The organism is Nonomuraea sp. NPDC003754 (assembly GCF_053605785.1).
Window position 1 is genome coordinate 86473 of record NZ_JBSGJX010000017.1, and the last position, 20110, is coordinate 106582.

At 73.0% G+C, this 20110-nt stretch carries 19 protein-coding genes; 3 read left to right on the plus strand and 16 right to left on the minus strand.

What is annotated here, in order from left to right; translation table 11 throughout:
• Positions 1–12 precede the first annotated feature (12 nt).
• Together ACWEVS_RS22140 and ACWEVS_RS22145 are read left to right on the plus strand one after the other, a co-directional pair.
• Positions 13–1158 (plus strand): hypothetical protein, encoded by a 1146-nt coding sequence (locus ACWEVS_RS22140; RefSeq protein WP_452553049.1) that lies wholly within the window; start codon positions 13–15, stop codon positions 1156–1158.
• Positions 1159–1303: 145 nt separating this feature from the next.
• Positions 1304–2188, plus strand: a complete 885-nt coding sequence (locus ACWEVS_RS22145; RefSeq protein ID WP_449921174.1) for a CAP domain-containing protein — start codon at positions 1304–1306, stop codon at positions 2186–2188.
• Between the two features lie 50 nt (positions 2189–2238).
• On the opposite strand, the gene alc is transcribed toward ACWEVS_RS22145, so the two are convergent.
• The 7 genes from alc to ACWEVS_RS22180 all read right to left on the minus strand — a co-directional run bounded on the left by alc (position 2239) and on the right by ACWEVS_RS22180 (position 9468).
• A complete protein-coding gene (alc, locus tag ACWEVS_RS22150) occupies positions 2239–3186 on the minus strand; it encodes an allantoicase (RefSeq protein ID WP_452553051.1) in 948 nt (315 codons plus the stop codon).
• Between the two features lie 38 nt (positions 3187–3224).
• Positions 3225–4529, minus strand: coding sequence for an allantoinase AllB (gene allB, locus ACWEVS_RS22155; RefSeq protein WP_452553053.1), 1305 nt, complete (start codon positions 4527–4529; stop codon positions 3225–3227).
• A gap of 28 nt (positions 4530–4557) precedes the next feature.
• Complete coding sequence (locus ACWEVS_RS22160) at positions 4558–5727, minus strand: glycerate kinase (RefSeq protein WP_452412945.1); 1170 nt, start codon at positions 5725–5727, stop codon at positions 4558–4560.
• A gap of 93 nt (positions 5728–5820) precedes the next feature.
• Positions 5821–7518, minus strand: coding sequence for a glyoxylate carboligase (gene gcl, locus ACWEVS_RS22165; protein ID WP_452553133.1), 1698 nt, complete (start codon positions 7516–7518; stop codon positions 5821–5823).
• A gap of 2 nt (positions 7519–7520) precedes the next feature.
• Positions 7521–8315 carry an NAD(P)-dependent oxidoreductase gene (locus ACWEVS_RS22170; RefSeq protein WP_452553135.1) on the minus strand — a complete coding sequence of 265 codons (795 nt, stop codon included), beginning with the start codon at positions 8313–8315 and terminating at the stop codon, positions 7521–7523.
• 26 nt (positions 8316–8341) lie between these two features.
• Positions 8342–9109 (minus strand): hydroxypyruvate isomerase family protein, encoded by a 768-nt coding sequence (locus ACWEVS_RS22175; protein WP_452553055.1) that lies wholly within the window; start codon positions 9107–9109, stop codon positions 8342–8344.
• Complete coding sequence (locus ACWEVS_RS22180) at positions 9106–9468, minus strand: allophanate hydrolase-related protein (protein ID WP_449921185.1); 363 nt, start codon at positions 9466–9468, stop codon at positions 9106–9108. The genes ACWEVS_RS22175 and ACWEVS_RS22180 overlap by 4 nt, the downstream gene beginning before the upstream one ends.
• A gap of 176 nt (positions 9469–9644) precedes the next feature.
• On the opposite strand from ACWEVS_RS22180, the gene ACWEVS_RS22185 reads away from it, so the two are divergent.
• Positions 9645–10814 carry a winged helix DNA-binding domain-containing protein gene (locus ACWEVS_RS22185; RefSeq protein ID WP_452553057.1) on the plus strand — a complete coding sequence of 390 codons (1170 nt, stop codon included), beginning with the start codon at positions 9645–9647 and terminating at the stop codon, positions 10812–10814.
• On the opposite strand, the gene ACWEVS_RS22190 is transcribed toward ACWEVS_RS22185, so the two are convergent.
• The 9 genes from ACWEVS_RS22190 to uraD form a co-directional block, all read right to left on the minus strand.
• A complete protein-coding gene (locus ACWEVS_RS22190) occupies positions 10762–11862 on the minus strand; it encodes an XdhC family protein (RefSeq protein ID WP_452553059.1) in 1101 nt (366 codons plus the stop codon). The genes ACWEVS_RS22185 and ACWEVS_RS22190 overlap by 53 nt on opposite strands.
• A complete protein-coding gene (locus tag ACWEVS_RS22195; protein WP_449921194.1) occupies positions 11862–13259 on the minus strand; it encodes an NCS2 family permease in 1398 nt (465 codons plus the stop codon). The genes ACWEVS_RS22190 and ACWEVS_RS22195 overlap by 1 nt, the downstream gene beginning before the upstream one ends.
• A gap of 101 nt (positions 13260–13360) precedes the next feature.
• Positions 13361–15682, minus strand: a complete 2322-nt coding sequence (locus tag ACWEVS_RS22200; protein WP_452553061.1) for a xanthine dehydrogenase family protein molybdopterin-binding subunit — start codon at positions 15680–15682, stop codon at positions 13361–13363.
• Positions 15679–17052, minus strand: coding sequence for an 8-oxoguanine deaminase (locus ACWEVS_RS22205; RefSeq protein ID WP_449921449.1), 1374 nt, complete (start codon positions 17050–17052; stop codon positions 15679–15681). The genes ACWEVS_RS22200 and ACWEVS_RS22205 overlap by 4 nt, the downstream gene beginning before the upstream one ends.
• A 2-nt stretch (positions 17053–17054) precedes the next feature.
• A complete protein-coding gene (locus ACWEVS_RS22210; RefSeq protein WP_354910514.1) occupies positions 17055–17528 on the minus strand; it encodes a (2Fe-2S)-binding protein in 474 nt (157 codons plus the stop codon).
• Positions 17528–18388: an FAD binding domain-containing protein gene (locus ACWEVS_RS22215; protein WP_452553063.1), complete on the minus strand. Its 861-nt coding sequence runs from the start codon at positions 18386–18388 to the stop codon at positions 17528–17530. Before ACWEVS_RS22215 ends, ACWEVS_RS22210 begins: the two co-directional genes overlap by 1 nt.
• A 3-nt stretch (positions 18389–18391) precedes the next feature.
• The gene (gene pucL, locus ACWEVS_RS22220) at positions 18392–19255 is read right to left on the minus strand and encodes a factor-independent urate hydroxylase (protein ID WP_452553065.1); all 864 of its coding nucleotides are present in this window, start codon (positions 19253–19255) and stop codon (positions 18392–18394) included.
• Complete coding sequence (uraH, locus tag ACWEVS_RS22225; RefSeq protein ID WP_354910116.1) at positions 19256–19555, minus strand: hydroxyisourate hydrolase; 300 nt, start codon at positions 19553–19555, stop codon at positions 19256–19258. It lies immediately after the preceding gene.
• Complete coding sequence (uraD, locus tag ACWEVS_RS22230; protein ID WP_452412938.1) at positions 19552–20025, minus strand: 2-oxo-4-hydroxy-4-carboxy-5-ureidoimidazoline decarboxylase; 474 nt, start codon at positions 20023–20025, stop codon at positions 19552–19554. Before uraD ends, uraH begins: the two co-directional genes overlap by 4 nt.
• Positions 20026–20110 lie beyond the last annotated feature (85 nt).

A 20110-nucleotide genomic window follows, 5' to 3' on the forward strand; every position in this document is an offset into this window, starting at 1 on the left:
GTGTCTGCCGCTGTGCCCGCTGTCGTACTGGTCGCCGTGCTGGTCCCTGTGCTGGCCGCCGCCGCGGGATGCTCGCCCGCCGTCCCCGCGTCCTCTGCCCGTACGGCCGGCCCCTGCGATCCCGGCCCGTGCGCGCCCGGCACGTCGGGGGTTCCCGGGACGGACGGTCCCGGGCGCGGCCCCCGTGACCCCATGCCGCCCGTCTCCGGCCGTCCGCTGCCGCCGGGGAGCGGGCTGCGGCTGCTGGTCACCGGCGACAGCGGCGCCTTCAGGTTCGACGTCGACTCGCGGGTACGCACCGAGCTGCGCGGCCTGCCGGACGGCCGGCCGGTCTGGTCCTTCACCGCGGGCTCCCGCGAGCTCGTCGTGACCACGCCCGCCGATCCCTCCGCCGAGGGCCGCCTGTTCCTGCTGTCCGGTGACCGGGCCCGCCCGCTCGGCGGCGCGGTGTCGTCCGCCTTCGCCGCGGCGGACGGCAAGGGCGTGTGGGTGCTCCAGCGGGCGCGCGGCGACGACGGCTGCCGCCTGCGCCCGCTCGACTTCGGGGGTCGCGAGCGCGGCCCTGTCCTGCCGATCGCCTGCTCGCGCGCTCCCGCCCAGGACACCCCGCAGGGCCTGCTGTCGTATGCCGCCCAGGAGCGCGCCCGGCTGCTCGACAGGACCACGGGCGAGGAGGTCTTCTCCGAGGAGCGGGTGCACGCCGTCACCCGCGACCTCGTCCTGGTCTCGAGGGCGTCCCGGCTGTCCCTGGTCGAGCCGGCGGCCGGCCGCCGCACGCCGTTGCCCTCCCCTGTCACCGGGGGCAGCCCGTCCACCGCCGAGGTCAGCCCGGACGGGCGGCTGATCGCGCTCTGGTTCGCCGATCCGGCCTGGCCGGGACCACGCCAGTACCTGGACGTGCAGGTGCTGGATGTGCGGGCGCGGACGTGGACGCGACTGCCGTCGATGCCGGTGCCCGCCTCGCTCAAGTCGACCTCGATGGCGTGGAGCCGCGACGGGCGGCTGGTCCTGACCGGCGACTTCGTGACGACCGACCGGGTGATGCCCGCCGAGACGGACTACGCCGGCTTCGTGGCGGCGTGGCGGCCCGGCGAGCCCCGGCTGTCGCTGCGCAGGCTCATGCTCCCGCCGCGGCACCAGGCCAGGCTCGTCCCCTGAGCCCGCCGCCGCCTACGGTGTCTGTGACCTGCAAGGACGCGTTCTGCGGGCTGCAGGTGACGTGCAAGCGGCACGCGATATCGGTGGTCACCACAGCCCGGGATCCGGCAGGGGGCCGGAGGGGGGAGGGCTGTCCGGAGAAAGCATGAGCACGAAGTCGACACCGGGGTTGCTCGCGACGGCCGCCGTGGGGGCGCTGGTCCTGTCGGTTCCCGGGATCGCCACCGCCGCGACCGTCCCGGCCGCCCCGCCGCCCGTAGCGGGCACCGCGGACATCGCGGACATGCCCAGCTCCTGGGGTTCGGTCTCCTCGGCGAACGGCCTGGCCGAGGCCAGCGGCACGATCATGGTGAGGGCCTCGACCGACGGCGACACCGACGCCAGGGCCGCCGTGATCCTCCGCGACCTCGACAACGGATCGGCTGAGACGCGGCGCAGGTGCGCGCGGGTGGTCTTCCAGGCCCTCGCCACCACCACCGGGCGCTGGAGCACGGCGTACACCGCGACGGCGTGCGGCGACGTGGCGCGGACCTTCGGCTTCGAGGTGACCCGGGTGAAGGGCATGCGGGTGCGGGCCTGCCAGTCCGACGGCCGCGCCGCCCAGCACTGCGGCGGCTGGAAGACGCTCTACGACCTCGACCGGCTCGACAGCCCGGAGGTGGAGATGGCCGACGAGGTCGTCAGGCTGACCAACGAGGCACGCGCCGCCGCCGGCTGCGAGCCGCTCACTCCCGACCCGCGGCTGCGCGACGCCGCGGTGAGCCATTCCGACGACATGGCGGCCCGGAACTACTTCGGCCACACCTCCCCCGACGGCCTCGGGCCCGGCCAGCGCATCGAGGCGGCGGGCTTCACCCCGCCGGCCGCGTGGAGCGAGAACATCGCCAGAGGCAGGGGCACGGCGGCCGAGGTGGTGAAGAAATGGATGGCCAGCCCCGGGCACAAGGCCAACATCCTGAACTGCGGCTACGCCTACGTCGGCGTCGGCTACACGCGCCAGCGCTGGACCCTGTTGATGGCCAGCCGGTGACCGGCCCCGCAGGGGCGGGCGGGCCCCCGCCGCCGCGCCCCGCGTGACGGCTAGGCGAGCGTGCCGAGCAGGCGAACGCGGGCGAGGCCGCCGTCGGGGTAGATGTCGACGCGCGCGTAGGCGGCCGGACGCGCCTCCTCCAGCCGGAAGCGGTGCGGCGTGTCGGGCTGCAGGCGCGTCTTCGGCAGCAGCTCGAACCACGTCTCGCCGTCCAGGCTGCCCTGCACGGACGCCGCGCCGGGCGCGTTGAACAGCAGGTTGGTGGTGTCGAGCTCGACCACCTTGACGACACCGGGCGCCGCCAGTCGGATGACGAGCCAGTCGTTGCCGCCGTCGCGCCTGCGGGCGGTCTCCCAGCCCTCCGCCTGGTGCCGGGCCAGGCCGGGGGCCAGGACGTTGTTCGGCGCGGAGTAGAACTCGTCGGAGCAGGCGGTGACGACCGCGCCGTTGGCCAGCGCCGCCAGGTCGAGGCCCAGCCCCTCGTACACCGACAGGTCGGCGCGGACCTCGCCGTGCACGCGCAGGCGGGCGATGCCCCCGTCGGGGAACATGTTGAGCCGGACGTGGGTGTAGCGGCTCTCGTCGGAGACCTCGAAGGCGTGCTCCGCGTCGCCCTTCAGGTCGACCTTGGGGACGATCTCCACCCACGTCGCCTCGGCCAGCTCGGCCGGGCTCGGGTGGCCGCTGACCGCGCAGGCCTCGACCGAGGCGTGCGGCGGGTAGTTGCCCTTGAACCAGGCCGTGTCGATCACCACGCCGCGGATCACGCCGGGCATGCCGAGGCGCACGACGGCCCAGTCATGGCCGGGCTCGCGGCGCCGCCGGGTCTCCCACCCGTCGTACACCTGGCCCTTGTTGCCGAACGTCTCGGCCTGGAAGCCGGGACGGCCGGGCCTGATCAGGCTCTCCTTCTCGGCGAAGGACTCGTCGCTGGCGGCCACGACGGAGCCGCCCACGGTACGCAGGGCCAGGTCGGGAAGGGTGGTGAAGTCCGGCATGCGGTTCGCTCTCTCTCCTGCTCGGTCTCGATGGTAGGTCAGCGGAAGACGCCTCGCGGCGGCGCGGTGACGTCGACGGGGACGCCGCGCAGCCACGTGGTGCGGACGGCGCCCTTGAGGGTGCGCCCGTGGTAGGGGGTGACGGGGTTCTTGTGATGGAGGGCGGCGGCGTCGACGGTGAGGTCGGCGGCCGGGTCGAAGGCGACCAGGTCGGCGTCGCCGCCGGGAACCAGGCCGCCCTTGCCGTGGAGGCCGGCCAGCACGGCCGGGTTGGCCGACATCCAGCGCACCACGTCGGCCAGGCCGTGCCCGCGGGCCGCGGCCTCGGTCCAGACCGCCGCCAGCCCGAGCTGGAGGGAGGCGATGCCGCCCCAGGCGGCGGCGAAGTCGGGCAGCTTGAGGTCGGCCGTCGACGGCGAGTGGTCGGACACGACGCAGCTCAGCACGCCGTCGGCGAGCCCGGCCCACAGGCGGTCGCGGTTGCCGGCCGAGCGGATGGGCGGGCAGCACTTGAAGGCGGTGTCGCCTTCGGGGACCTGCTCGGCGGTGAGCGTGAGGTAGTGCGGGCACGTCTCCGCCGAGACGCGCACGCCGTCCCGCTGGGCGGCCGCCAGCGGCTCCAGGCAGTCGGCGCTGGAGACGTGCAGGATGTGGACGCGGGCGCCGGTCTGCCTGGCCAGCTCGATGACCTGCTCGACGGCGCGCCGCTCGGCGGCGCCCGGCCGCGACAGCAGGAACTCCGGGTAGCTCGGCCCGGCCGGCTCCCGCAGCAGCGACGGGTCCTCGGCGTGGACGACCATGAGCCCGTCGAACCCGGCGACGACCTTGAGCGCCTGCCGTAGCAGGTCGGGGGTCAGCGGGGGGAACTCCTCCACACCGGAGGGCGACAGGAAGCACTTGAAGCCGTGGACGCCGCGCTCGTGCAGGGGGTACAGGTCGTCGAGGTTGCCGGGGACCGCCCCGCCCCAGAAGCCCACGTCCACGTAGCACTGGCCGCGCGCCGCCTCCTGCTTGACGGTCAGCGCGTCGGCGCTGACGGTGGGCGGCAACGAGTTGAGCGGCATGTCGACGATCGTCGTCACCCCGCCCGCCGCGGCCGCCCTGGTGGCGGAGGCGAAGCCCTCCCAGTGGGTACGGCCGGGCTCGTTGACGTGCACGTGGGTGTCGACCAGGCCGGGCAGCAGGGCCAGGTCGCCGAGGTCGAGGTCCTCGGCCGTGTCGAGGGCGGCGTCGTGGGCGTGCAGGGACACGATCTTCCCGTCCCGTACGGCCACGGCAGCGGGCCGCTCGCCGTCGGGCGTGACGGCCCTGCGGGATCGGATGACGAGCTCGTAACCGGTCATCTGCTGCCTTTCCGCGAGGTGGTGCGCATCAGCTCAGCCGGTCGGCGGCGACCCGGGCGGCCAGCCGCTCCAGAAGGGGACCCGCCTCGGCCATGCAGCGGGCGGGGTCGGGCTCGATGTCGGTGAGCGCGTAGGCCGCCTCGATGCCGGCCGCCCGGAGCTCCTCGTCGGTGAGCGTGCGGCGACCGCAGACGGCGACCACGGGCACGCCGGCCTTCGCCGCGGCCTGGGCGACGCCAACGGGCGCCTTGCCGCGCAGCGACTGCCCGTCGAGCGAGCCCTCGCCGGTGACGACCAGCCGCGCGCCCTTGACCTGCTCGTCGAAGCCGAGCAGCTCGAGCAGGTACTCGATGCCGGGGCGGATCTCGGCGCGCAGGAAGGCGAGGGCGGCGAAGCCCACCCCGCCCGCCGCGCCGGCGCCGGGCGCGCCCGCGACGCCCATGGGGCGCGGGACGCCGTCGTGCTCGACCGCGCCGACCAGGCCGTGGGTCTGGGTGGCGACGGCGGCCAGCCGGCCGAGCGCGGCCTCCAGGACGGCGACGTCACCGGGTGTCGCGCCCTTCTGCGGTCCGTAGACGGCGGCGGCGCCGTGCGGGCCGAGCAGCGGGTTGTCGACGTCGCTCGCGACGACGAACTCCACGCCGGACAGGTCGGCGAACCCGGACAGGTCGATCCTGGCCAGCTCGCGCAGCGCCGCCCCGCCGGCGCCCAGCTCCTGTCCGCCGGCGTCGAGCAGGCGGGCGCCCAGCGCCTGGACCATGCCCGCGCCTCCGTCGGTCGAGGCGCTGCCGCCCAGGCCGAGCACGATCCGGCGGGCGCCGCGCCGTACGGCGTCGGCGACGAGCTCGCCGGTGCCGCGGCTGGTGGCCGTCAGCGGCTCGGGCCCGCCGGGCAACCGGCGCAGCCCCGACGCCTCGGCCAGCTCGACGACCGCGACGGCAGGCGGGCCCGCGTCGCCATGGGCGGGGGGCAGGAAGGCGTAGGAGGCCGTCACGGGCGCGCCCGTGGGCCCGGTCACCTCCTGGGTGACACGGGTGAAACCGCAGGCCACAGCGGCGTCGACGGTGCCGTCACCGCCGTCGGCGACGGGCAGCTCGACGGTGGGGACGCCCAGGCCCGCCGACACCCGCGCGGCCACCTCGGCCGCCGTCAGCGACCCCTTGAACTTGTCAGGGGCAACAAGAACATGCTCAACCACTGCGACACTCCCAGCCTGATGATGAAGAATGGGCTGGCACGCCTTCCTGCCCGGTGCGAGCGGGCAGGAGGGCGTGCCTGCGATGACCCATCATCACACCTCGGCGGGAAGCGGTTCGAACTCGCGGACGGCGTCGATGGACAGGCCGTGCGGGGTGTTCGCCTCCCGCTCGATCATGATCTCCACGAGCACCGGCCGGGACGTGCGTGCGGCCTCCTTGGTCGCCCACTCCAGCGAGGACCTGATCTCGGCCGGGTCGAAGACGCGGACGCCCGCGCAGCCGTACGCCTCCATGATCTTGACGTTGTCGGTGCCGTACTCGTCGTAGTGGATGTCCACCTGGTAGTTCATCTCGTACGGGAGCGACGCCTGCCTGATCAGGCCGAGGTACTCGTTGTTGAGCATGACGAGCACGAACGGCACGTCGTACTGCGCCGCGACGGCCAGTTCCTCGACCAGGTACTGGAAGCCGTAGTCGCCGACCACGCCGACCACCTGCGCGTCGGGCGCGGCCTTCTTGACGCCGATCGCCGCGGGGATCTCCCACCCGAGCGGGCCCGCCTGGCCGCACACCTGGTAGCGGCGCGGCTTGAAGGCCTTCTGGTGCTGGCCGCCCCAGATCTGGTAGAGCCCGATGGCGGTGACGAAGTAGGTGTCCTCGTCGAAGAAGTCGTTGATCTCCTTGTAGACGCGGGGCGCCTTGACGGGGATGTCGTCGAAGTCCTCGCGCCGGGTGAGCGTCCTGCGCAGGTCGCGCACGCGCTCGACCCACGCGCCGGGGGCGCGGGTGATGCCGCGCGCCTTCACCAGGTCGATCATCGCCCGCAGGAACAGCCCGGTGTCGGAGACGATGCCGAGGTCGGGCTCGAAGACCTTGCCGAGCTGGGTGGGCTCGATGTCGACGTGGATGAACGTGCGCTCGCCGCGGTAGACGTCGAGCGCGCCGGTGTGGCGGTCGCCGAAGCGGGCGCCGAGGGCGAGCACGAGGTCGGACTCCAGGAAGGAGGCGTTGCCGTACCGCTGGGAGGTCTGGATGCCGGTCATCCCGCTGTGGAGCGGGTGGTCGTCGGGGATGGAGCCCTTGCCCATGAGGGTGACCTGCACGGGGACCTGCAGCAGTTCGGCCAGCTCCACCAGCTCGGCCGAGGCGCCGGCGCCGATGACGCCGCCGCCGGACAGCAGCAGCGGGCGCTCGGCGGCCAGCAGCAGGTCCAGCGCCCGTTCCACGCGCGGCAGGTGGGGCTCGACGGCGGCGACGGGAAGGGGGGCGTCGATGGCGGGGTCGTACTCGATGACCTGGCGGGCCACGTCGACGGGGATGTCGATCAGCACCGGGCCCGGCCGGCCCGAGCGGGCGACGCGGAAGGCCTCGCGGAAGATCCACGGGGCCTGCCCGGCCTCCTTGATCTGCACCGCCCACTTGGTGACGGGCATGGCGACCGCGACGATGTCCACCGCCTGGAAGGCCTCCTGGTGCAGCTTGGTGGAGACGGCCTGCCCGGTGACGCAGACGATCGGGATGGAGTCGGCCAGCGCGGTGTAGAGGCCGGTGATCATGTTGGTGCCGGCCGGGCCCGAGGTGCCGATGGCCACGCCGACGCGGCCGTTGGTGCGGGCCCAGCCGTCGGCCATGTGGGTGGCGCCCTCCTCGTGCCGGACGACGAGGTGTTCGATGCCGCCGACCTCCTCCATCGCCTTGTACAGCGGCAGGATCGCCGCGCCCGGGCAGCCGAAGGCGACGTCGACGCCCTCGGACTTGAGGACCTCCACGACCGCGTTCATCGCGGGCATCTTCATCTGCTGAGCCTTTCGATCACCAGGAGCAGGGCGGAATGGTCGAGCGAGCCGTGGCCCTGCGCGCGGGCGGCCGCGACGAGCTGCGCGGTGAGCGCGGACATGGGCAGGGCGACCTCGGCGGTGCGAGCGGCGTCGAGGATGATGCCCATGTCCTTGTGGTGCAGGTCGATGCGGAAGCCCGGCTGGAAGCTGCGGGCCAGCATCGACTCGCGCTTGAGGTCGAGGATGCGGCTGGCGGCCAGCCCGCCCGCGAGCACGTCGAGACCCGCGGCGGCGTCCACGCCCGCGGCCTCCATCAGCACGATGGCCTCGGCGACCAGCGCGTAGGTTCCGCCGACGACGAGCTGGTTGGCGGCCTTGACGAACTGGCCCGCGCCGGGCCCGCCGACGAGCCGGTAGGTCCTGCCCACGGCCTCGAAGATCGGCTTGGCGGCCTCGAAGTCGCTCTCGGCGCCGCCGACCATGATGGACAGGACGCCGTCGACGGCGCCCTTCTCACCGCCGGAGACCGGGGCGTCGAGCGTGCGCTTCCACCGGGCGGCCAGCGAGCGGGAGGTCTGCGGCGTGATGGTGGAGAAGTCGATGTAGAGCGCGTCCTGCGGGGCGTGCGCGGCGATCTCCGGGAAGACCGCCTCGACCTGCGGGTCGGCGGGGAGCATCGTGATGACGACCTCCGCGTCGCGCACGGCCTCGCCGACGTCGGCCGCGGTCGGGAACGGCCGTGCGACCACGTCGTAGCCGATGACGTCGTGCCCCGCCTTGACCAGGTGCCCGGCCATGGGCAGGCCCATGATGCCGAGCCCGATGAAAGCGATCCTCACGTGACGAGCTCCTGTTCGTGTGTCGGTGCCGACCAGGTCGAGATCCACCCGAAGTCGAGGTCGGGGTCCTTGTACTCCAGGCCGACCCAGCCGTCGTAGCCGTCGAGCAGCTCGGCCAGCGGCAGGGTGCCGGTGCCGGGACGGCCGCGGCCGGGGGCGTCGGCGATCTGGACGTGCCCGGTCAGCGGGTGCGCGAGCGCGGCCCGCAGGTCCTCCCCCATCCGGGCCAGGTGGTAGAGGTCGCAGAGGAAGCGCACGTTCGGCTGCCCCACCGCCTCGATCACGTCGGTCGCGGCCTTGACGGAGACGAGCGGGTAGGTCGGCGACTCGTAGGCGTTGAGCGCCTCGACCAGCACGACCGCGTCGATCGCCGTGGCCTTGCCGGCGGCCAGGGCCAGATTCTCCAGCGCCAGGTCGGGGTCGGCGTTGTTGCCGTACAGGGCGTTGAGCGCCTGGCAGCCGAGCCGTCCGGCGATGCCGACGGCCACGTCGAGGTTGTCCCTGAACCTCTTCACGTCGCCGGGGCGACCGGCGAGCCCGCGCCCGCCCTCGGGGATGTCGTCGGCGAAGTTCAGGCCGACGAGCCGCACGCCCGCGTTCCTGATCGCGTCGATGAAGGCGTCCACCTGCCTGTCGTCGGGGACGGCCGTGTCGAAGGGCCACCAGAACTCGACCGCGTCGAAGCCGGCGGCCTTGGCGGCGGCAGGGCGTTCGAGCAGCGGGAGCTGGGTGAACAGGATCGAGCAGTTGACGTCGAACCTCACGAAACCCACCTTCCTTGCGAGGTGATGTCGATGAGCGGAACGTGCGAGGTGATCGGCTTGCGCAGCACCATCGCCAGGGACGAGCGGCCGTCGGCCAGCTCGATCACCCCGAGCTCCAGCTCGGGCGGCTCGGCCGGCAGCAGGCGGTCGCGCAGGACGTCCATGTCCACGTCGTACAGCTCGCCCGCGATGGCGGCGCCGCCGTGCGCGACGGGCACCAGCGCGGGGCAGCGCCCGCCGACCGAGTAGAACCGGTACTTGGGCGCCGTGTCGATCTGGGCGACGAGCGGCGCGCCGTCGAGGAGGTGGTGCAGCGGTCCGCCTCGCATCGCGCCGCCGTTGAGGAACATCAGGGCCATCGCAGGCTCCTCTCGTGGGGAGAGGCCCGTAGTTCTGCCGTACGGCAGCGCGGTACCTGGTGTGCCAACCAGTAGACACACCCGCCCTCCACCGGGTCTACCGGCAGGACGTCCGAAGCTGCGGGGCCGGGAGCGGGGTGGGATTGTGCGTTGGTCCAACCCCATATGCTCCGATCATGCGCATGACGACGGCACAGCGCCGTGCCCGGCTGAGCGTCAGGCACCTGCTCGCCGAGCGGGGCCGCAGCGTCGAGGAGGCGGCCGGGGCGGTGGTGGCGCTGCACGGCACCGATCCCGCGACGGTGTTCCTGTCGGCGGCGGCGCGCACCGGCACGCCGGGACCTGGGCCGATGGAGCGGGCCCTGTACGAGGACAGGACGCTGGTCAGGATGACGGGCATGCGGCGCACGATCTTCGTGGTGCGGCGCGAGCTGGCTCCTGTCATCCACCACTCCAGCGCGCTGGCGGTCGCCGTGAAGGAGCGCAGGCAACTCCTCCAGCATGTCGAGCGGGGCGGCGGCTTCGACGGCGCGTGGATCGCACGGGTCGAGGGCGCGGTGCTGGCGGCGCTGCGCGAGCACGGCGAGGCGACCGCGGCCCGGCTGGGCGAGCTTGTGCCGGAGCTGCGCGAGCAGATCGTCTACGCGCCGGGCAAGCCGTACGAGGCCAGGCAGGGTGTGGGCACCAGGCTGCTGTTCCTGTTGGCGGCCGAGGGCCTGATCGTCAGGCAGGGGCGGCCCGCCGGCTCCTGGGTCAGCGGGCAGCACCGGTGGGCCCTGGCGCCCGAGATGCCGGTCCTGACCGTGCGGGAGGCGCAGGCCGAGCTGGTGCGCCGGTGGCTGTGGTCCTACGGCCCCGGCACCGAGGCGGATCTGAAGTGGTGGACCGGCTGGTCGCTCGGCGACGTGCGCAAGGCTCTGCACGCGGTCGGCGCGGTCCCGGTCGAGCTCGACGACGGTGCGACGGGCCACCTGCTGCCGGACGACCTGGAGGCGGGCGATCCGGAGCCGTGGGCGGCGTTGCTGCCGGCCCTCGACCCGACGCCGATGGGCTGGCAGCACCGCGACTGGTACCTCCCGCGGGAGCACAGGGCCGAGCTGTTCGACCGGTCGGGCAACGTCGGCCCGACCGTGTGGTGGAACGGCGCGGTCGTCGGCGGCTGGGGACAGCGCGGCGACGGCGAGGTGGTGTGGCGGCTGCTGGAGGACGTCGGCTCCGACGCGCGGGCCGCCGTCGAGCGGGCCGCCGCCGCTGTCACGACGTGGCTGGACGGCGTGACGGTGACGCCGCGCTTCAGAACTCCGCTGGAACGCGCGCTGCGCGAAGACCCCTCCGGTCGTCGCTGAACCGGTGGATCGGCCCGCCGGTCCGCGACAGCGGCAGGCCGCTGCCGCCGCGGCGGGCGGCGACGATCTCCGCCACGATCGACACCGCGGTCTCCTCCGGCGTGCGCGCGCCCAGGTCGAGGCCGATGGGCGAGCGCAGCCTGCCGAGCTCCTGCTCGGTCAGCCCCTGCTCGCGCAGCCGCCGCAGCCGGTCGGCGTGCGTACGGCGGGAGCCCATCGCCCCCACGTAGGCCGCGTTCGTCCGCAGCGCCACCTCCAGCAGCGGCACGTCGAACTTGGCGTCGTGGGTGAGGACGGCGACGACCGTGCGGGAGTCCACCTCGGTGCCGGCCAGGTAGCGGTGCGGCCAGTCCACGACCACCTCGTGGGCGTCGGGGAAGCGCCGCCTGGTGGCGAAGACCGGGCGGGCGTCGCAGACGGTGACGTGGTAGCCGAGCAGGCGGCCCGCCCTGGTGAGCGCGGCGGCGAAGTCGATCGCGCCGAAGATCAGCATCCGCGGCGGCGGCGTGTGCGACTCGACGAACACCTCCACCCGCCGCTCGCCGCAGCCCACCTCGCGCACGCCGGTCAGGCCCGCGTCGAGCATCGCCCTGGTCTCGGCCACGACGACCGCGTCGCGCTCGTCGTCGCCCGTGCCGCCCTCGTGCCGGTCGGGCCACACGACGACGGCGCCGGCCGTCCCGTCGAGGGTCCTGGCCAGCGCGACCCGCTCGCCCTGCCGTACCCGCTCGAGGAGGCGGGGGCTGGGCCAGACGAGCACCTCGATGATGCCGCCGCAGGTCAGGCCCACGGCGAAGGCGTCGTCGTCGCTGTAGCCGAAGGTCTGGCGGACGGGGACGCCGTCGGCGGCGACCCGCAGGCACAGCTCGTAGACGGCGCCTTCCACGCAGCCGCCGGAGACGCTCCCGACGGCCTCGCCGTCGGCCGACACCGCCAGCGCCGCGCCCGCGGGGCGGGGGGCGCTGCCGGTGGTCGAGACGACGGAGGCGACGGCGAACGGCCTGCCGGTGGCCGCCCAGGCCCGCAGCTGCTCCAGGAGTTCGAACATCAGCCGATCAGGCCCTCGATGAAGCCGATGCCGAAGTACCCGACGAAGATCGCGCTGATCACCCAGAGCAGCCAGTGGATCTCGTCGAAGCGGCCGCGCGCGGCCTTGATCACGGTGTAGGCGATGACGCCCGCTCCCACGCCGTTGGTGATGGAGTAGGTGAACGGCATCAGCGCGATCGTCAGGAACGCGGGGATCGCCAGGTCGAGGGAGTCCCACTCGATCTTGCGGGCCGCGGTCATCATAAGCGCGCCGACCAGCACCAGCGCGGGCGCGGCCGCCTGCGCGGGCACCACGGCGGCCAGCGGGGTGAGGAACATCGCCGCGCCGAACAGGGCTCCGGTGACGAGGCTGGCGAGGCCGGTGCGAGCGCCCTCCCCCACCCCGGCGGCCGACTCGACGACGACGGTGTTCGCCGAGGCCCCTGTGCCGCCGCCGATGACCGCGCCGAGGCCGTCGACGGTGAGGATCCGGCCGATGCCCTGGATGCGGCCCTGCGAGTCGGCCATGCCGGCCTCCTCGCCGACACCGAGGATCGTGCCCATCGCGTCGAAGAAGCCGGACAGGACCAGCGTGAACAGCACGACGGTCGCGGTCAGGACGCCCGCCGAGCCGAAGCCGCCGAACAGGTCGACGCCGAACAGCAGCCCGAAGTCGGGGGTGGCGATGATCTGCGACGGCATCTCGGGCGTCACGACGCCCCACTTCAGGCCGGGTACCACCGCGTTGACCACGACGGCGAGGACCGTCGCCGCGATGATGCCGATGAGCAGCGCGCCCGGCACCCTCCTGACGAACAGGGCGATGGTCAGCAGCAGGCCGGCGCAGAAGACCACGATCGGCCAGCCGGCCAGGTGGCCGCCGACGCCGAGGGTCACCGGCGTGCCCTCTCCCCTGCCGACGAATCCCGCGTCCACCAGCCCGATCAGCGCGATGAGCATGCCGATGCCGACGCCGATGGCGTGCTTGATGGGTGTGGGGATGGCGTCCATGATGAGCTGCCTGACCCCGGTGAGGGCCAGGATCACGATGACCACGCCCTCCAGGACCACCAGGCCCATCGCCTGGGCCCAGGTCATGTGCGGTGCCGCCTGGAAGGCCACGACCGGTGCCACTCCGAGGCCCGAGGCGAGGGCGAAGGGAGCGTTGCCCACCAGGCCCATGAGGATCGTGGTGAGTGCCGCCGACAGCGTGACGGCGGTGGTGAGCTGCGGAATGGTCATCTGGGCGCCGGTGACGTCCTTGGCGCCGCTCAGGATGATCGGGATGAGCAGGATGATGTAGGCGACGGCCACGAACGTCGTGATGCCGCCGCGCACCTCCCTGCCCACCGTGGTGCCCCTGTTCGCCAGGTCGAAGAAGTCTCCTGCGACAGGCTTCGGCTTCAGCTGGGTCATGGTCGGGCCCTCCTCGGGGCATGGTCGACCTGCGGCGGGACATGACGGGTCCGCCGCTGGGGGTGTGGTTGTGGGACCGCCCCGCGGGCGGCCCCCGTTGATCAACTCACTGCTGCTCCGAGCGTGATGTGCTCGGGGCGGACCGGCACCCGGTTGAGTGCGAGACCCGTGGCGTCGCGGATGGCCGCGACGATCGCGGGCGTGGAGGAGAGCGTGGGTGGCTCTCCGGCCCCGCGCAGCCCGTACGGCGCGCGCGGGTCGGCGTTCTCGAGGATCTCCAGCCGCATCGGCGGCATGTCCTGGATGGTCGGGATGAGGTAGTCGGTGAAGGAGGGGTTGCGCACCTTGCCGTCGCGCACCACGATCTCCTCCATCACCGCCAGACCGAGGCCCTGGGCGCTGCCGCCGTGGATCTGGCCTTCCAGCGAGAGCCTGTTGATGACGCGCCCGACGTCCTGGACGGCCGCCAGCTCGACGACCTTGACCAGGCCGAGCTCGACGTCGACGTCCACGACCGCGCGGTGGACGCACAGCGCGAGCTGGGTGTGCGAGTCGCCCTGCCCGGTCACCTCGTCCATGCCGGTGGTCGGCTCGTGGTGGTACTCGCGGATCTCCTCGATGGGCTCGTCGCCCAGGACCTCCTCGACGGTGGCGATCACTCCGGCGCTCGCGGAGACGACCTTGCCGCCGGACAGCGACAGGTCGTCGTGGTCCAGCCGCTCGAACAGCCGCTCGCGGACGGCCTCGCAGGCCGCCTTGACCGCGCCGCCCGTCATGTACGTCTGGCGGGAGGCCGAACTCGACCCCGCGTCGCCCACCTGGTTGTCGGCGGGGTGGATGACGACCCGCTCGATGCCCAGCTCGGTGCGAGCGATCTGGGCCTCGACGGTGACCAGTCCCTGTCCGACCTCGGCGGCCGCGGTGTGCACCAGCGCGGTGGCCACTCCCCCGACGACCTCCAGGCGGACCCTGGCGGTGGAGTAGTCGTCGTATCCCTCGGAGAAGCAGATGTTCTTCAGGCCGACGCCGTAGCCGACGCCGCGGACGACGCCCTCCCCGTGGGTGGTCTGCGACGCGCCGCCCGGCAGGTTCCTGATGTCGGCGGCGTCGAGCGCGGCGGGCATCGGCAGGGTGCGGGCCTGCTCCAGCATCTCGGCCATCGGCAGCGGCGCCCACAGCACCTGTCCGGTGGCCAGCCTGGTGCCCTGGGAGGCGGCGTTGCGCTGCCGGACGGTGACCGGGTCGAGCCCGCAGGCGGCGGCCAGCCGGTCCATCATCGACTCGTAGGCGAAGCACGCCTGCACCGCGCCGAAGCCGCGCATCGCGCCGCACGGCGGGTTGTTGGTGTAGACGCCGTACGCGTCGATCCTGATGTTGGGGATGTCGTAGGGCCCGACGCCGAGGGAGGCGGCGTTGCCGACCACGTTGAGCGTGGCCGAGGTGTAGGCGCCGCCGTCGAGCAGGATCTCCACGTCGGCGTAGAGGATCCGGCCGTCCTTGGTGGCCCCGTACTCGTAGCGCATCTCGGCCGGGTGCCGGTGCACGTGGCCGAAGAACGACTCGTGCCGGTTGTAGACCATCTTGACCGGCCGTCCGGTGCGCAGGGCCAGCATCGCGGCGTGGATCTGCATCGACAGGTCCTCGCGCCCGCCGAAGGCCCCGCCCACGCCCGACAGCGTCATCCTGATCCTGGACTCGGGCAGCCCGAGACAGGGTCCGATCTGCTTGAGGTCGTTGTGCATCCACTGGGTGGCCACGTACAGGTCGATCCCGCCGTCCTCGGCCGGTACGGCCAGCCCCGACTCGGGCCCGAGGAAGGCCTGGTCCTGGATGCCGACCTCGAACGTGCCGGTGACCACGACCTCGGCCGCGGCCTTCGCCGCCTCGACGTCGCCCATCCGCACCGGCTGGTGCCTGGCGGGGTTGGGCCGCTCCTGAACCCGCGGGTAGGCCGGGTCGAAGGCGGCCCTGCGCGCGTCGACGAGCGGCTCCAGGACCTCCCACTCGATGGCGATCTTCTCCAGCGCCCTGCGGGCGATCTCGGGATGGTCGGCGGCCACCAGCGCGATCGGCTCACCCTGGTGGCGTACCTCGCCGATGGCCAGGACCGGCTGGTCCCAGGTGTGGTCGAGGCCGAAGTGCTTGCGTCCGGGCACGTCCTCGTGCGTGAGCACGGCGTGCACGCCCGGGTGGGCCAGTGCCGCGGACGTGTCGATGGAGACGATGCGGGCGCGGGGGTGCGGGCTGCGCAGCGTCGCGCCCCACAGCATCCCGTCGATCCACAGGTCGGAGGAGTAGGCGAACTCGCCCTTGACCTTGAGGGTGCCGTCGAGCCGCAGCGGGCTGTCGCCCACCCGGCCCTGTCCCGGCGCGGTGATCTCGTGCGGCGCTCTCAGCGGTGTGCTCTGTCGGGAGCCGGTCACGCGTGAACCTCCTTGGCGGCGCTGAATCCCTGCTCGGACGCCAGGCGCAGCAGCCTGCGGTGGGCGTCGGCCCCGGCCCTGCCCGCCACGTCCTGCGGCACCGTGCGCAGCTCGTCGTCCTCGACGACCGTCTGGCCGCCGACCAGCAGCCTGGCCAGGGGCGGCTGCCTGGGGCCGAAGACGAGCCTGCACACGGGGTCGGTGACGGCCGAGTCGAACGCGCCGTCCACGCGCCACAGCGCGATGTCGGCGAGCTTGCCCGCCTCCAGCGAGCCCAGCTCGTCCTGCCGGCCGAGGTTACGGGCGCCGCCGAGCGTGGCCATCTCCAGCGCCTGCCTGGCGGTCAGCGCGGTGGGACCGTAGCGGGCGCGCTGGAACAGCAGCGCCTGGCGCATCTCACCGGCCATCGTGGTCAGCTCGGAGGAGGCGTTGCCGTCGACGCCGAGGCCCACGGTGGCGCCGCGGGCCAGCATCTCCGACACCCGCGCGATCCCCGCGCCGAGCCGTCCGTTGGACGAGGGGCAGTGCGCCGAGCCAGTCCCGGTCCTGGCGAACTTGTCGATGTCGCCGTCGCTGAGGTGGACGGTGTGCGCGAACCACACGTCCGGCCCGAGCCAGCCGAGCTTCTCCATGTAGTCGACCGGCCGCATCCCGAACTGCTCCAGGCAGTGCTCGTCCTCGTCGAGGGTCTCGGCCAGGTGGGTGTGCAGGCGCACGTTCGCCGCCCGGGCCAGCGAGGCGGCCTCGGTCATCAGCTCCGCGCTGACGGAGAACGGCGAGCAGGGGGCCACCGCGATCCGCAGCCTGGAGGAGAAGGAGGGGTCGTGGTAGGTGTCGATCGCCTCCTGCGTGGCGGTGAGGATGTCGTCGAGCCGCTCGACCACGACGTCCGGCGGCAGGCCGCCCTGCGACTGTCCCCGGTCCATCGACCCGCGCGCGGGGTGGAACCTGATGCCGACCGCGCGGGCCGCCTCGATCTCGGCGCCGAACAGGTCGCCGCGCCCCTTGGGGAAGACGTAGTGGTGGTCGGAGGAGGTCGTGCAGCCCGACAGGGCCAGCCAGCCCAGCCCCGCCGTGGCCGCGCCGTGCACCACCTCGGCGTCCATCGCGGCCCACACCTCGTAGAGCGCCACCAGCCACTCGAACAGCGTCGCGTCCTGGGCCAGCCCCTGCGAGGCCCACTGGTAGAGGTGGTGGTGGGTGTTGACCAGGCCGGGCGTGGCCAGGCAGCCGGTGCCGTCGATCCGCTCGGCGTCGCCGTCCTCGGCCGGCCTTCCGCGGCCGACCTCGGCGATCGTGTCCCCTTCGATCCTGATGTACCCGGACTCGATCTCGGGGCCGACGACGGGCGCGATGCGGACGTTCTCGATGATCACGGCTGCGCCGCCTTCCTGGCGGCGGCCAGCCGTACGGCGTCGAGGATCTTCTCGTAGCCCGTGCACCTGCACAGGTTGCCGGCCAGCGCCTCGCGGATCTCCGCGTCGGTCGGCCGGTCGTTGCGCTGGATGAGGTCGTGCGCCTGCACGATCAGGCCGGGCGTGCAGAAACCGCACTGGACGGCGCCGCACTCGACGAAGGCCTCCTGGACGGGGTCGAGGCGGTCGCCGTCGGCCAGCCCCTCGACGGTGCGGACCTCGCGGCCCTCGACCTGGCCGGCCGCGACCAGGCATGAGCAGACCGGCGTGCCGTCCAGGTAGACCGTGCACGAACCGCACTCGCCCTGCTCGCAGGCGTTCTTGGAGCCCGGCAGGCCCACCCGCTCGCGCAGCACGTAGAGCAGGCTCTCGCCCTCCCACACGTCGTCGACGGCCTCGGTGCGGCCGTTGACGGTGAAGTTCACGCGCATCACGCGGCCCTCGCTTTCCGATAGTCGTTCCAGGCCCACGTCAGGGTCCTGCGGGCCATGACCGCGATCGCGTGCCTGCGGTAGTCGGCCGTGCCGCGCACGTCGTCGATCGGCGACGCCGCCGCGGCGCACAGCTCGCCGAACCGCTTGAGCACGGCCGGGTCGAGGCGGGCGTCCCAGTCGAGCTCGGCGGCCATGAACTCCTCGGCCTCCAGCGCGCGGCGCGGCGTCGGGGCGGCCGAGCCGATCCCGGTGCCGACCCGGCGCCGCGACGGGTGCAGCGCCACCGCGAACGAGCACACCGCGATCACCATGGCGTTGCGGGTGCCGACCTTGGAGAAGTACTGCGGTCCTTCGGCGGGCCGCATGTGGAAGGCCCTGATCAGCTCGTCGGGCCGCAGCGCGCTGCGCTTGACGCCCAGGTAGAACTCGGACGCCGGGATCATCCTGACCCCGCCGTCGCGCGACTCCACCTCGATGACGGTGTCCCCCGCCAGCAGCGGAGGGTGGCTGTCACCGGCGGGCGAGGCCGCGCCCAGGTTGCCGCCGACCGACCCGCGGTTGCGGATCTGCGGCGAGCCGACCGTCCGCGCCGCCTGGGCGAGCCCGGGCAGCGCGCCGGGCAGCTCCTCGATGATCCGCGTGTACGGCACGCCCGCGCCCACCCGGTACATCCCATCGACCAGCTCGACCGTCTGGAGCTCGCCGACCTGGTTGAGGTCGAGCAGCGCGGCGGGCCGGTGCACGTCGAAGTTGATCTCCACCATCACGTCGGTGCCGCCCTGGACGGGCACCGCCTCCGGCTGGTCGGCCTTGGCGGCCAGCGCCTCCGCCCACGTGGTGGGCCGCAGAAAGTCCATGTCTCACTCCCAGGCGAACGCCGCGTCCGGCGCGTCGTCTCGCAGCACGCTGCCCTCGATCAGCCCGTAGGGCCGGTCGGCGGCATGGAAGACCTCGTTGTCGTTGTCCAGCCCGAACGGCGCCAGGTCCACCAGGAAGTGGTGCTTGTTGGGCATGGTGAAGCGCACCTCGCACACCTCGGACCTGGCCTCCAGCACGCGCCGCCCCATCGCGTACAGCGTCTGCTGCAGCGACAGGCTGTAGGTCTCGGCGAAGGCGTCCAGCAGGCACTGGCGCACCTCGGCGTAGGACTTGCCGAAGTCGGCGCCGGGCGCGGCGTGCCGCCACCGGGCCGCCACCGCGGTGGCCAGGATCCTGTCGGTGGTCGGCTGGAGGGTGGTGTACTCGTCGACGATGTAGCCGTGGAACTCCGAGCCGGTGGAGTTCAGCACGACCAGGTCGCGCAGGCCCGAGACCACGCTGGTGCGGCCGTCGCGGTCGTGGTGGACGACGCAGGTGCGCACCTCCCTGCCGCCGCGCACGAAGGAGTGGCCGCCGCCGATGCGCTCCCAGGCGTACTCCTCGATCTCCACCCTCGCGTGGTGGATGGTCGGCTGGGTGTCGACGAAGTGCCTGGCCAGCAGCAGCGCGAAGTCCTCGATCTGGTCGACGCCGTACTTCCTGGCGAAGGCGTAGGCGGTGTTCTTCTGCGTGTCGGTGGGCAGCACGGCGGCGTTGTCGCCGGTCAGGTGGACCGCCGCCATGTCGCCCGACAGGGAGCTGCTGACGTTGATGTCCTTGAGATGGTGGACCTCTCCGTCGCGGACGACGCGGACGAGCCTGGTCTCGGCCTTGCCGTACCGGTTGGGTCCGAGGATGACTGACATCTAGCTCCCTCTGTAGGTGGAGTAGGCGAACGGGCTGAGCAGGAGGGGGACGTGGTAGTGCTCGGCCGGGTCGGCGATCGTGAAGGTGATGACGACCTCGGGGTAGAAGGTGTCCTGGAGGTAGGAGCCGGTGTCGAAGACCACGCGGTGCACGCCCGCTCCGGGGTTCCAGCCCTTGATCCGGCCGTCGTCGTCCGTACGGCCCTGCGCCACCACCTGCCCCTGGTGCTCCAGCCGTACGTGGACGCCCGCGGCGGGTCGTCCCGTGACCGCGTCGAGCACGTGCGTCGAGAAGCTCATATCCGCGCCACCCTCAGCTTGGTGATCTTGGCCAGCTCGTCCCGCACGACCTCGCGCTCGGTGGCGGGGTCGTGCGCCAGGCGCGCCTTCAGCCGGGCGAGCATCTCCTGCCCGGACAGGCCGGTGGCGCACACCAGGTAGACGTGGCCGAACCTGTCCTCGTAGGCGCGGTTGCCCTCGGCCAGCGCCTCGCGCAGGTGGTCCTCGACTCCCGACTGCTCCTGCCTGCTCCAGGCGGACTCGCGGCCGGCGCCCTGGACCCGCTCCCCGATCCTCGGGTGGGCGGCGAGCGCCTCCTCGACGTCCGGCCAGTCCAGGGCACGGACGGCGGCGTCGGCGGCGGCGGTCAGCTCGGCCAGGTCCGCGTAGGGACGCCGGGCCGCCACCTCGCGGGCGAAGGCGCGGGAGGCGCAGCAGGTCAGCAGCTCCTCCTCCGCCTCGCCGGCGCTGAGGGCGTTGAGGTTGGACATGTCACGAGTACACACAGCGCTGATGTCCCCGGTCCAGCAGCAAGAACTCCGAAGTGCGCGGGGGGTTGGCCAGGTCTTTTCGTGT